Below are 12795 nucleotides of genomic sequence, written 5' to 3'. Positions count from 1 at the left end.
GCGGACCCGTACCGGCATCGCCGTGACGACGCCCGCTGCCGGTCCATGGCCGATGCTCCGAGGGGACATGATCAGCCCGGTGGTTTGGCTGAGACTATCCGGCGACTTGGCGCCCACTTGGCGCCGCCGGGCGCCGTCGTGCGCGCACGAGGGTCGGCGGGGGGTGTGGCAGGGTGGGTGGGGTGAGGCTGGAGGAGATTGTCCGGTTGCGGCGGGCGCGGGATGCGATGGACCGCGACTACGCGCAGGCCCTGGACGTGCCCGGGCTGGCGCGGATCGCGCTCATGTCGCCGGGGCACTTCTCCCGCAGCTTCCGCGCCGCGTACGGAGAGACGCCGTACAGCTATCTGATGACGCGCCGCATCGAGCGCGCCAAGGCCCTGCTGCGGCGCGGCGACCTGACGGTGACCGAGGTGTGCTTCGCGGTCGGCTGCTCCTCGCTGGGGTCGTTCAGCTCGCGCTTCACGGAGCTGGTCGGCGAGAGCCCCAGCGCCTACCGGGCCCGTACCCACGACGACGGTGCCGCCATCCCGGCGTGCATCGCCAAGATCCACACGCGGCCGGTGCGGAGGCGGGGCGCGCAGGGCCGGCTCCGGTAGCGTGAGCCGCATGGGAATCGTGCTCTCGCAGTGCTTCATCGCCGTCGACGACCACGACAAAGCCCTCGCCTTCTACCGCGACGCCCTCGGTCTGGAAGTCCGCAACGACGTCGCCTTCGAGGGCATGCGCTGGGTGACCGTGGGTTCGCCCGCGCAGCCCGACGTGCACATCGTCCTCGAACCGCCGCTGCCCGACCCGCACGCCTCGCCCGCGGACCGCGAGGCCATGGCGCAGTTGCTGGCGAAGGGCCTGCTGCCCGGCGTCATCTTCGCCACCGACGACTGCGACGCGACGTTCGAGCGCATCGCCGCCGCCGGCGCGGAGGTGCTGCAGGAGCCGGTCGACCAGCCGTACGGGGTACGGGACTGCGCGTTCCGCGATCCGTCGGGCAACCCGCTCCGCTTCAGCCAGCCGCGCCGTTCCTGACCGCGGCGCCTGACCGCCGTTCCTGGCCCCGGCGCCTACCGCGCGCCCTCCAGCCGGGCCGAGCGGGCGGCGGCTGCCTCCGCGACCCGGCGGCTCTCCCGCGCCTGGCGCTCGGCCTCCGCCACCCGCCCGCGGGCCTTCTCCACCTGCCAGTGCGCCGCGTCCCGCGCCGTTCCCGCCGCCTCCATCTCCCGCTCCAGGACGCCGATGTACTCCTGCGCCTGGCGCAGTCCCGCCTCGGCCCTGGCCTGCTGCTGTTCGGCCTGCCGCACCTCGCCGTCCAGCCGGACGGCCTGCCACTGCGCCTCCTCGGCCTCCTGGCGGGCGCTGAGCATCTCCAGGAACCCCGCCAGGTTCCGCACCGCGCCGGCCATCTGCTGGAGCAGGAATGCGGCGGAGGCCACGTCGTGCACCTCGAAGTTGTTCGCGCTGTCGGCCTCGTCCGACACCCGCAGGAACGGCCGTCCCGGGCGCCCGTCGGTCAACGAGTACGCGCACAGATCCACATCGAACCCCACTGTCTGGCGGGGGTCGCCCCGCCCCTGAAACATCGCCCCGGCATTCCAGCCCAGGTGCAGCACCCGGGACAGGTCGTCACCGAGAGCCCCGAAGTGGTCTTCCGGTGAGTCGGCCAGGTTGCACCACGGCGGACAGACGAATTGGAGGCATTCATCCATGACGGTCACCCCCCTTGTATCGTCACGGGCTGCCCCGGCCTGGAGTGTTGTCGCCCGCAGGGGGTACGCGGGCGGGCGCGGCGGCGACGGACGGCGCCGAACTCGCCGCGCCCGCACCGGTGATGGCGCCGCCGGCCGCGCCGGACGCACCTGCATGCGCATGCGTACGCAGCAGCAAGTCCCTTAGATGACAGGGGAGTTGGCAGCCGCGAGTGCCCGGTCCACCAGCGCGCCGGCCGCGCCGGTGTACGAAGCGGGGTCGAGGAGCGCCGCCAGGGCCGGTTCGTCGAAGTGTTCGGCGATCGCGGGCACTGCCGTGAGGAGCGCCGGCAGGGCCCGTCCCGTACGCTCCGACTCCGCCGCGGCGTCGGTGAGCACCTGCTTCGCCCGCGCCTTGCCGAGCAGCGGGGCGAGGACCGCCGCGACGCGCTCGGAGGTGACCAGGTGCTCCGTCATCCGCATGTTGGCGCGCATGCGGTCGGGCCTGACCTGGAGCCCCTCGGCGAGTTCGGCCGCGGTGTGCGCCGCGCCGCCGGCCAGCCGCAGGCACTCGCGCAGCAGGTGCCACTCGGCGTGCCACGCGCCGGCGGAGCGCTCGTCCTCGGTGACCATGCACTGCGTCACCGCGGCGGCCAGCGCCGGGACCTGGAGCGCGGCGCTGCGGACGAGGGTGGCGAGGACCGGGTTCCGCTTGTGCGGCATCGCGGAGGAGCCGCCGCGCCCGGCCACCGCGGGCTCGGCCACCTCGGCGACCTCGGTCCTGCCGAGCGACTGCACGTCCACGGCGATCTTGCCGAGCGCCCCGGCGACGACGGCGGTGGCGGCGGCGACGTCCGCGACGGGGGTGCGCAGGACGTGCCAGGGCAGGGCGGCGGGCGCGAGCCCGGTCTCGTCGGCGAACGCGGCGGTCAGCCGCTCGGCGTACGCGCCGGAGTCCGCCGCCCCCGCGCCGTCCAGCGCGGCGTACTCCAGGTATCCCGCCAGCGTCCCCGCCGCCCCGCCGAGCGACACGGGCAGCCCGCCGTCGAGCACCCGCGCCACCCGCTCGGCCGCGTCCAGCGCCAGCGCCCGCCAGCCGGCGGCCTTGAGCCCGAACGTCGTCGGCACCGCGTGCAGCGTCAGCGTCCGCCCGGCCATCAGCGTGTCGCGGTGCTCCGCCGCCAGCCGCTCCAGGGCGTGCGCGGTGCGCAGCAGGTCGGCGTGGACGAGGCGCAGCGCCCGGTCGCAGACGAGCATCGCGCCGGTGTCGAAGACGTCCTGGCTGGTCGAGCCCCGGTGCACGTACTCCGCGGCGGCGGGGTCGCGTTCGGCCACGACCCCGCTGAGCGCCTTGACCAGGCCGACGACGGGATTGGCCGTCTCCCGCGCGGCGCACGCGAGCGCGCGCAGGTCGAGCAGGTCGGCGCGGGCCGCGGCGGTGATCGCGGCGGCGGCGGGCGCGGGCATGGTGCCCGTACGGGCCTGGGCGCGCGCCAGCGCCGCCTCGGCGTCCAGCATCGCCTGCAGCCACGCCCGGTCCGACACGGCCGCCTCGACGGGGGTGCCGGCCCGTACGGGGGAGAGAAGGCCGGCGTCGAGGCCGGCGGGCGGGGATTCGGCAGGTCCCGGGGATGCCGGGGAGGTTGGGGAGGTTGGGGTTGGCGTCATGACAGCTCCTCGGTGGCGTGGGGGCGGGGGCCGGCCGCGGGGGTGAGGGCGAGGACGGCGCGGGCGATGGCGTCGGAGTCGCCGAGCGTCACCGAGTTCACCCCGGGGCGTATGCCCGCGGCGGTCACCCAGTGCACGGTCTCGGTCGGCACGCCGTAGGCGAAGCGGCGGGGGTGCGGCCGGCCTTCGGCGTCGATCACGCGGTACGGGCGCTGGCCGACGGCCAGCCCGCCGGTGACCACGTCGGCGCCGGCGTCGCTGGAGATGCGGTACGGGCGGCACTGGCCGGTGGCGAGGAGGTGGGTGAGCAGCGGGTCGGCGGTGCGCCGCACGTCGGGCTCGGGCAGCCGCGCCTCGATCAGCGCCGCGGCCCGCACCGGCGGGCCCTGGACCCGGCTGGACTCGGCGACGAACGCCGGTTCCCCGCCCGTACGGTCGATGCGTACGTGCAGCTCCGGGCCCATGAACTGAAGGACGCCCGCGTTGGCCAGCGCGATGGTCTCCTCGATCCGGGAGGGGGGCGGGCCGATGGACAGGTAGGCGTTCAGGGGCGTGTACCAGTTCTGCAGGTCGTCCCGGTAGGAGATGCCCTCCAGGCCGCCGTGGTCGACGACGAGGCGGATCTCGTTGCGCAGGTCGCGCAGCACGTCGAGCGCCGCCTTGAGCGGGCCGCTGACGTTGCCCTCGCGGGCTTCGCGTACGTCGTTGGCGAGGTGGCCGAGCAGCCAGTCGCGGAACTCCCCCCGGCTGGCGAACTCGCGTGTCGCGTACGGCCGGTCGATACGCGCCCAGTTCCAGCGGTCCGCGGCGGGGATCCCGTGCTCGTCGAGCAGTGCGGCCTCGACCTCGGCGGTGGGCGCGGCGAGATACCGCGCGACGAACGCCTCGCGCTCCGCTTCCCGGCCCCGCACGGCGAGGAGGGCGCCGTAGTAGACGCTCGCGACCTCCTTGGCGATCAGCGGCCACAGGTCGACGGCGAAGTACACGCGCCGGCCCGCGGTGCCGCGCTCGCGCAGCCGGGCGATGACCTCGGGGGTGAGAAGCCGCGGCTCGTAACGGCCGTGCGCGCCCTTCTGGTTGTGGCCGCGGGCCTGGTACGGGACGCCGCGCCGCGAGCCGGCGTAGAGCCGGGGCTCGCGGCCGGAGGGCCGGTACACCAGCCGGTCGCCGCTGCGCTCGAACCGGCCGCCGCGGCCGGTGGTGAGCAGGGCGAGGTGGTCGAAGAAGTTCAGCCCGAGCCCGCGCAGCACCACCGTCTGACCGGGCCGGATCCCGGAGAGGTCGGCGTCGGCGGGGTTGACGGGCGTGACGAGCACGAGCCCGCACTCGGCCGCCTCCCGCGCCAGCTCCTTCTCGCGCGCGGTGGGCCGCGCCGGCAGGTGCCCCTGCGCGAGGACGACGGCGTCGAGGTGGCCTAAGCGGGTGCCGTCGGCGAGGGTGAGGCGCTGGCCGGCCGCGCCCCCGCCCCCGTCGTCCTCCTCGTCCAGCGCGACCGCGGTGGACCGGTGCACCTGCACCGTCACGTGCTCCGGCGCTTCGGCCACCACCCGGCGGAAGGCGTCCCCCAGGTAGTGCCCGTAGAACGCCCGCGTCGGATAGTCGTCCGCCCCGAGCTGCCGTGCCTCGGCCAGCACCCCGTCCGGCACCGCGGGCCCGGCGCCCCGTACGACGGACTGCGCCCACTCGTACAGGCTGGGTCCGGTCTCGATCGGCCCCTCCATCTCCACGCTGGCGTCGGTGTAGACGGTCACCTGGGAGGCGACGGTGTTCATCAGCAGCAGATCCGGCTGGTCGGTACGCCACACCCGGCCCGCCCCCGGCGGGTGCGGGTCGACGACGTGGATGCGCAGCTCCTCGTGGGCGGGGGACTTGCGCTCGTTGGCGCAGATCCGCTCCAGGACCGACAGACCTCGCGGCCCGGCGCCGACGACGCAGACGTTCAACTGCCCGTGGGACATGGACACCTACTCCTCGGGGGCGACGTTTCAGGACCTGCGGAGGAGAATTCCACAATGCCGGATCTCACAGCGATGACAAGTTCCTGTGAGGAGAACGCGGATGGCACCAGGAGAACCGCGCTGACGTGCGCATTTCCCCCGGCTCTGCGGCGTGGAAGGCCTCACCCGGCCCCGGGCGCGCGGCCGTCACGCCGGTACGGGCGCTCCCGTGTCACGGTTCCGCGGCCCCGCTGCGTCGGTCATGTACGGACGCTCCACACGCGACGCACGGGAGGCGACGGCAATGGCCACGGACGTGACCGAGTCACGGCAGCGAAACCCCTGGCTGGTACTGGCCGTACTCTGCGCCAGCTTCTTCATGACGCTGCTCGACACGACGATCGTCACGATCGCCATTCCCGAGATGGCCGAAGGGCTCGACGCGTCGCTGGACGACATCCTGTGGTTCGCCAACGCCTACATGCTCGTCTTCGCCACGCTGCTGCTGCTCTCCGGCCGGCTCGGCGACCGGTTCGGTCCGCAGCGCACCTTCATCGCCGGCCTCGCGCTCTTCACCGTGGCCTCGGCGGTGTGCGGGATCGTGGACACCCCGGGGCAGATGATCGCCGCCCGGGCCGTCCAGGGGCTCGGCGCCGCCGTGATGATGCCGCAGACCCTGACCCTGATCACCGCCGTCTTCCCGGCGGAGCGCCGAGGCGCGGCGTTCGGAGTGTGGTCCGGGGTCGCGGGCCTGGCCACGGTCGCGGGACCCACGGTCGGCGGCGTGCTGGTCTCCGGTCTTGACTGGCGCTGGATCTTCTTCATCAACGTCCCGATCGGCGCCGTGGCCCTCGTGGGGGCGTTCCTGGTGGTGCCCGACGTCCGTACCGGCCGGGAGAGTTCGCTGGACCTGATGGGCGCCCTGTTGTCCACGGCCGGCCTCAGCCTGATCGTGTACGCGCTGATCGAGGGCGAGCGCTACGACTGGGGCACCATCGAGTCGTTCGTCAGCATCCCGCTGGTGCTGGTGCTCGGCGTCGCGCTCCTGGGGCTCTTCACGCTGCACCAGCGGGCCAACCAGGGCGGCCTTCCGCTGGTCCCGTTCGAGCTGTTCCGCAGCCGCGGGTTCACCGTCTCCGCGATGCTCGGGGCGATGCTGCTCTTCGGCTCCATCGGCGTGCTGCTGCCGCTCACCCTCTACCTGCAGTCCGTCCTCGGCCTCTCCGCGAGCGAAGCCGGCCTCGCGCTGGTGCCCGGGCCCCTCGTCTCGCTGTTCATCGCGCCCGTGGCGGGCACCGCGGTCGGCAGGCTCGGCGGGCGGAAGATCCTCGTCCCCGGGCTGGTGATCTTCGCCGGCGGGATCGCCCTCACGGCCGCCATGGCGCAGGCAGACTCCAGCGTGTGGGCGGTCATCCCGGGTCAGCTCGTGTTCGGCGTGGGCATGGGCCTGGTCTTCGCGCCCACCGCCACCCTCGCGATGCAGGAGATCCCGCCCCGGCTGGCCGGCGTCGCCTCGGGCATGTTCACCACGTCCCGCCAGATCGGCGCGGTCATCGGCGCCGCGGCCGTCGGCGCGGTGCTGCAGAGCCGGCTCGCCGCCGAGGGCGTCCCGGAGGAGGTGCAGCAGCAGGCCGGCCGGCTCGCGGACGCCGCGTTCGCCGGCGGGCTGACCGACGCCGTGCACTACGGCCTGTACCTGACGGCCGTCGTGGCGCTCGCAGCCGCCGCGGTCGCGCTGCTGCTGCCGCCCGCCCCGCCGCAGCCGGCGGCTGCTGCCGGCCCGGGGGAGCCTCTCGCCGGCAAGGACGCCGCCCCGGCCGTCGACTGACTCCACCGTTTCCCTGGCCGGATTTCAGCGACCCGTGTTCCCCTGTGATTCCCGAGGAGGAGTTCCCGTGCCGGAGAAGACCCTTGCCCAGAGGTACATCACCGCGCTCGGTGACCAGGACTGGGCCGCCCTGGAGAAGTTGTACGACCCGGACGTCACCATGTACGCGCCCACCGCCTGGGGCGTGCAGGGCGTCAGGTTCGTGCTGGGGTTCTGCCAGGAGGTCCACCGCGCCCACCCCGGCGTCCGCGCCGTACTGCACGACGAGTTCTACAGCGCCGACGGCACCCGGGCGGCCCTGCGGTTCGCGCTGCACTGGCACAACACCGGCCCGTACTTCGGCAACGCGCCCACGGGCGAGTGCGGTTCGAGCATCGAGCAGCACACCCTGCGGCTCGCGGGTGGGCAGATCGTCGAGCAGGTCGTCGCGGCCAGCACCCTGGGGCTGCACTTCCTGCAGAAGGAGGCGTGGCAGGTGGAGTACGTGACGGACGTCGCCGACCCGGCCCCCGAGATCGTCTCCGCGCCGTCGGAGCCCCCGGCCCCGACGCCGTCCCGCGCAGCCGCGCCCGGGGACCGCCGGTGACCGAGACGCTGGTCGAGGGGCCGTGGACCGCGCAGGGCCTGGACGGACTCCGGGTCCCCGGCGACGTCGCCGCCCGGTTCCGCAAGCGCGGCCTGTGGCGCGACACCTCCGTGCTGCACGACCTCTTCCGGGTCAGCGCCGAGCGCCCCGACCACCCCGCGATCGTCGTCTTCAGCGCGCAGGACGGCCGTACCAACACCGTGCGCTACGCCGAACTGGCCTTCCATGTCCGCAGGTTCGCCGCCGCGCTGACCGACCTGGGGGTGCGCCGCGGTGACCGCGTCGCGTTCCAACTGCCCAACTGGTGGGAGGTCGCCGCCCTCACCCTCGCCTGCTCCTGGACCGGAGCCGTCGCCGTCCCTCTGCTGCCCACGCTGCGCGTGCTGGAACTGGAGCGCATGCTGCAGGTGGCCCGCGCCCAGGTGTGCATCGTGGTGGACTCCTGGGAGGGCTACGACTGCGCGGCCGCGCTGGAGGAGATCGCTCCCCGGCTGCCCTGGCTGCGCCACGCCGTGGTCCACGGGGACTGGGTCCCGCCGTGGGCGGTCGACTTCCGCGAGCACTTCCTCAACACCCCGCACGAGGAGCGGTACCCCGCGCCGCGCCTGCCGACGGGGGACGAGCTGGACCGGATCTGCATGCTGCTGTTCACCTCCGGCCCCACGGGCGAGCACAAGGTGGTGCTGCACACGGAGAACACCCTGTTCGCGGGGACCGGGGCGGGCGCAGGACCGGTCGAGCGGGGCTGGGGCACCGGCGAGGTGTTCAGCACCCCGCACCCGATCACGTGCCAGATCGGCATGCTCTACTGCGTGTGGGGCCCGCTGCTGGCCGGGGGCACCGGCGCGTACCAGGACGTGTGGACGCCCGAGCAGTACGTGGAACTGCTGTCGGCCGCCTCGGTCACCCAGACGCTCCTGGCCTCCTACTACGTCCAGCCGCTCCTCGACGAGCAGCGCCGGCGCCCTCGTTCGCTGCCCTCCCTGCGGCTGGTGCGGACCGGCGGGGCGCGGGCGGATCTCGTCCGGGAGATCCGTGCGCAGATGCGCGTCCCGGTCCGCGCCTGCTGGGGGATGACCGAGGTGGGCATGGGGGGATTCCGGACCCGCGAGGACGACCCGGGCGACGGCCCCGGCGACCGCGCCGCCGGCACCTACGGCGCCCCGATACCGGGCCTGGACATACGGCTGCCCCCGCGGGCCGGCGGCGAGGACGTGCACCGGCTCCAGGTCCGCGGCGCCTCGCTCGCCGTCGGATTCTGGGAGCCGGGCTCCGGAGGCCCGGTCCACGAGACCTGGCGGCACGACGACGGCTGGCTGGACACCGGCGACCTGGTCTGCGACGACGGCGGGGGCGGCATCCGCTTCGTCGGCCGGGCGAGCCGGCGCATCGGCAGCACGTTCATCATCCCGGTCGCCGAGGTCGAGCAGGAGATCATGCGCCACCCGGGCGTCCGGGAGGTGGCCCTCGTGCCCTACCAGGGGGAGTCGGGCCACGAGAGCTCGTGCGCCGTGGTCGTGGCCGCCGGCGAACGCTGTCCGACGCTGGCCGAACTGGTGGGCATCCTCGTCGAACGCGGCATGACGCCCTGGTATCTGCCGACCCGACTGCTGGAGGTGTCCCCGGAGTTGCCGCGCAACGAGAACGGCACGATCCACTACGAGAGGCTGGAGGCCCTGATTGTAGAATCGGCGGACAGTCTCGATATGCGCCGATCCTGACGACGTAGCGGGGAGCCATGGCCGAGTTGACAGCCGTCTCCGAGCAGTCCGGGACCACGGACCCGTTCGAACAGCACCGCAAGCTGATGCTCGGGATCTCCTACCGCATGCTCGGCACCGTCACCGACGCGGAGGACGTCGTCCAGGAGACCTGGCTGCGCTGGCAGCGCGCCGACCGCGGCGCCGTCCGCGATCCCCGCGCCTATCTGGTACGCGCCGTCACCCGCACGGCCATCGACCAGATGCGCCGCAGCCGGGCCCGGCGCGAGGAGTACGTGGGACCGTGGCTGCCCGAGCCGATGCTGGTCAGCTCCGATGCGCCGGCGGAGTCCTCGCTGCTCGGCGAGTCGCTGAACATGGCCGTCCTCGTGATGATGGAGACGCTGTCGCCGCTGGAGCGCGCGGTGTTCGTGCTGCACGAGGTGTTCGGCTTCAGCTTCCCCGAGGTCGCCGCGGCCGTCGACCGCAGCGACGCGGCGGTACGGCAGCTCGGCAGCCGCGCCCGGCGGCATGTGCGGCTCGGCCGGCGGCGGTTCGAGCCGGACCAGCAGCAGGTCCGTGAGATCACCCAGCGCTTCCTCGAGGCCTGCCTCAACGGCGATGTGGAATCGCTGATGGCGGTGCTGGCCCCCGACGTGACGATGTGGGCGGACGGCAACGGCAACGCGGAGACCCCGCGCGCGCCGCTGCACGGCGCCGGCGCCATCGCCGAGTACTTCGCGTCCGTCGCGGGCAGCTACCCGGCCGGGATGACGGTCCGCATGCACGAGCAGCACGACGGCACGCCCGCCGCCGTACTGTCCGCACCCGCCGGCGTGTTCGCCGTCGTCGTCGTGGACGTCGGGCTCAGCGGCGGCCGGCCGTACGTCACCGCCGTACGCGCCGTGCGCACCCCGGAGAAGCTGGGGCGGGTGCCGGCGGCGCACTGAGCGCTGCCGGCACGGACCCGCCACGGCAGCCGTCCGTCACTCCGCCGCCGTGCCCACTCCGTTGCGGCGCCGGCGGTCCATGACCCACTGCGCGACATGGATGCGGGAGGGCACCTCCAGGCGGCGCATGACCTCCCGTACGTGGTTGACCACCGTCCACTCCGACAGCCCGAGCTTCTGGGCGATCTGCCGGTTCGTCAGCCCCTGGCTGACCAGCATCGCCACCTCGTACTGCCGCGCCGTGAGCTGCACCGGGCGGGACGTCTCCGACTCGGGCTCGGCCGCCGGCGGGCTGACGGCCAGCGCCTCGCTCGCGGCGGCGTGGGCGGTCAGCACCTGCCCTTCCCGCCGGGCCGCCTCGTACGCGGGGCCGGACAGCAGCCGGCGCGCCTCGCGCAGCGCCCTCTCGGTCGCGCTGGCGATGAGCGGCGGACGGGCGCCGGTCACGTCACGCAGCGCGGAGGCCGCGGCGAGCAGCCGGGCGACCCGGTGCCCCTGGTGCGGCAGCCGCCGCCACACGTGCAGCGAGTGCACCTCCAGCACGGTCGGCAGCATGGTGTGCTCGCCGACGGCCCGCAGCCGGTGCAGGCTTTCCCACAACAGCCGCTCCGCGAGCACCTGGTCGCCCCGTGAGTCGGCCAGCCCGCCGCGCAGGGCCAGCACCAGCCCTTCGCCGCGGACGTCGCGGGCCCGCATGAACAACGTGTGTGCCGTCTCCGTCAGATCCCCGGCGAGCTTGGGGTCGCTGTGCCGGCAGCCGGCGGCCAGCACCAGCGCGGCATGCGCCGCTTCGGCGTCCGCCGTGCCGGTGTCCGCCCCTTTGACGGACGCAGCCCCCGCGTGCGCCGCTTCGGCAGACGCCGCCTCGCCGGCCGTCGCGTGCAGGATCTGCTCCGCCGCCCTGCGCACCGCCGAAGGCTTGGCCGGCCGGTGGCTGATCGCGAGCTGTGCCAGGGCGGCGTGCTCGCGGAGGGCGTCGCCCACATCGTGGAAGGCGTGGGCCGCGTGCCGGAAGCAGTCCGCCGCCAGCCGCGTGTCGCCGCGCGCCAGCGCCAGCTTGCCGCGTGCCGCCTCGGCCTGTGCGGTCAGCTCCGCGTGCCCGGGGGCGGACCGGAACGCCGCCGACGCCTTGGCCAGCCACTGCTCGCCGAGCACGAGATGACCGCGTACCAGCCAGAAGCGGTGCAGCGCGAGGGCGGCACGGGCCGTGTCGGTGCGGCGCCCGCGCGCCTGAACATGCGTCAGTGCGGCCAGCAGGTCCTCGTGCAGCGGCGCCAGCCGCTGGAACCACTGGGCCTGCTGCGGGCCCGTCAGCCCCTCCTCGACCTGGCGGATCAGCGCAAGGTGGAACTCCGCGTGCCGGTCCCTGGCGTCCGCCAGCCCGCCACTCGCCGCCAGGCGCTCCAGGCAGAACTCACGGACGGTGTTGAACATCGTGAACCGCGGCTCCCGCCCACCCCGCGTCACCCGGAGCAGATGGTGGTCGGCCAGCGCCTCCACCACCTGCTCCGTACGGTCCGCGGGCAGGTCCCAGAGCTTCTCGACGGTGGCGAGGTCCACGCTGCCGGTGAAGACCGCGAGCCGGGTGAGCAGGGTGCGCTGCTCCTCGTCGAGGAGCCGGAAGCTGTGCCCGGTGATGGTCCGGATACTGCGGTGCAGCGGCGACTGCGCGGCATGGGCGCCGCCGAGCACCGCCCGGCCCTCCCGCAGCCGGGCCAGCAGGCCGTCCACGCCGAAGAGCCGCAGCTTTCCCGCGGCCATCTCGATCGCCAGCGGCAGCCCGTCCATCCGGGTGCAGATCTCCGCCACCGCCGGGGCGTTCTGCGCCGTCAGGGCGAACGACGGGTCGAGTGCCCGGGCCCGGTCGACGAAGAGCTCGACCGCGGCGTGGTCCTGGAGGTCCCGCACGTCCAGCCGGTACGGCGGCGTCGGGCTCGGCAGCGGCAGCACGGGGAAGAGCCGCTCCCCGTACAGCAGCAGGGGCCGGCGGCTGGTGGCGAGTATGCGCAGCCTGGAAAAGCGGGTCAGCAACGTGTCGACGGCGGCTGCCGTGGCGGTGGCGGCCTGGTCGAAGCCGTCCAGGACCAGCAGAGTCGGTTCGTCGGGCAGCCGTTCGGCCAGGGCTTCGGTCAGGCCGTCGCCGCCGACCGTCTGGTGCAGGTCGAGGTACGCCACCCTGGGGAACGGCGCCTCGGCCGCGACCGCCCGGGCCAGCCGGCTCTTGCCGACTCCACCGGGGCCGGTCAGGGTGATCAGCCAGTGTGCGTCCCGGCCGAGTTGGGCGGTGAGGGTGAGGATCTCCAGATCGCGGCCCACGAGTGCGGTGCGCTGCCTCGGGAGCCGCGTCGGCGAGTCGATGATTAATCCGGGGGACTGCTCCCCGGTGTTGAGCGCCCCGGCCGTCACGCGGACACTCCGATCGCGGACCGGCTGTTTCCGGACAG

Annotated in this window: 10 protein-coding genes; 6 read left to right on the top strand and 4 right to left on the bottom strand. The window is 74.0% G+C overall.

What is annotated here, in order from left to right:
• Positions 1-182: 182 nt before the first annotated feature.
• Both B124_RS01720 and B124_RS01715 read left to right on the top strand, forming a co-directional pair.
• Positions 183-599, top strand: coding sequence for a helix-turn-helix transcriptional regulator (locus B124_RS01720; RefSeq protein ID WP_496500794.1), 417 nt, complete (start codon positions 183-185; stop codon positions 597-599).
• Positions 600-609: 10 nt separating this feature from the next.
• A complete protein-coding gene (locus tag B124_RS01715) occupies positions 610-1026 on the top strand; it encodes a VOC family protein (protein WP_496500793.1) in 417 nt (138 codons plus the stop codon).
• Between the two features lie 35 nt (positions 1027-1061).
• On the opposite strand, the gene B124_RS01710 is transcribed toward B124_RS01715, so the two are convergent.
• The 3 genes from B124_RS01710 to B124_RS01700 form a co-directional block, all read right to left on the bottom strand.
• Positions 1062-1703 carry a hypothetical protein gene (locus B124_RS01710; protein ID WP_496500792.1) on the bottom strand — a complete coding sequence of 214 codons (642 nt, stop codon included), beginning with the start codon at positions 1701-1703 and terminating at the stop codon, positions 1062-1064.
• Positions 1704-1886: 183 nt separating this feature from the next.
• Positions 1887-3350, bottom strand: a complete 1464-nt coding sequence (locus B124_RS01705; RefSeq protein ID WP_496500791.1) for a nitrosuccinate lyase — start codon at positions 3348-3350, stop codon at positions 1887-1889.
• Entirely contained in the window at positions 3347-5308 is a 1962-nt protein-coding gene (locus B124_RS01700; RefSeq protein WP_496500790.1) for an FAD/NAD(P)-binding protein, read from the bottom strand. Before B124_RS01700 ends, B124_RS01705 begins: the two co-directional genes overlap by 4 nt.
• Positions 5309-5591: 283 nt before the next feature.
• Between B124_RS01700 and B124_RS01695 the strand changes: the two genes are divergently transcribed.
• The 4 genes from B124_RS01695 (at position 5592) to sigJ (ending at position 10351) form a co-directional block, all read left to right on the top strand.
• On the top strand, positions 5592-7115 hold the full coding sequence (locus B124_RS01695) for a DHA2 family efflux MFS transporter permease subunit (RefSeq protein ID WP_496500789.1): 1524 nt from the start codon (positions 5592-5594) through the stop codon (positions 7113-7115).
• Between the two features lie 67 nt (positions 7116-7182).
• Positions 7183-7701, top strand: a complete 519-nt coding sequence (locus B124_RS01690; protein WP_496500788.1) for a nuclear transport factor 2 family protein — start codon at positions 7183-7185, stop codon at positions 7699-7701.
• Positions 7698-9422, top strand: a complete 1725-nt coding sequence (locus B124_RS01685) for an AMP-binding protein (protein ID WP_496500787.1) — start codon at positions 7698-7700, stop codon at positions 9420-9422. The genes B124_RS01690 and B124_RS01685 overlap by 4 nt, the downstream gene beginning before the upstream one ends.
• Positions 9423-9439: 17 nt before the next feature.
• Positions 9440-10351, top strand: a complete 912-nt coding sequence (sigJ, locus tag B124_RS01680; RefSeq protein WP_496500786.1) for an RNA polymerase sigma factor SigJ — start codon at positions 9440-9442, stop codon at positions 10349-10351.
• A 36-nt stretch (positions 10352-10387) separates the two neighbouring features.
• Here sigJ and B124_RS01675 read toward each other — a convergent pair whose 3' ends face one another.
• Entirely contained in the window at positions 10388-12667 is a 2280-nt protein-coding gene (locus B124_RS01675) for an ATP-binding protein (protein WP_496500785.1), read from the bottom strand.
• Positions 12668-12795: the final 128 nt, after the last annotated feature.

This window comes from Streptomyces sp. CNP082, from assembly GCF_059570535.1.
Note: the sequence above shows the minus strand (reverse complement) of the source record. Positions and strands in the feature narration are given on the sequence as shown.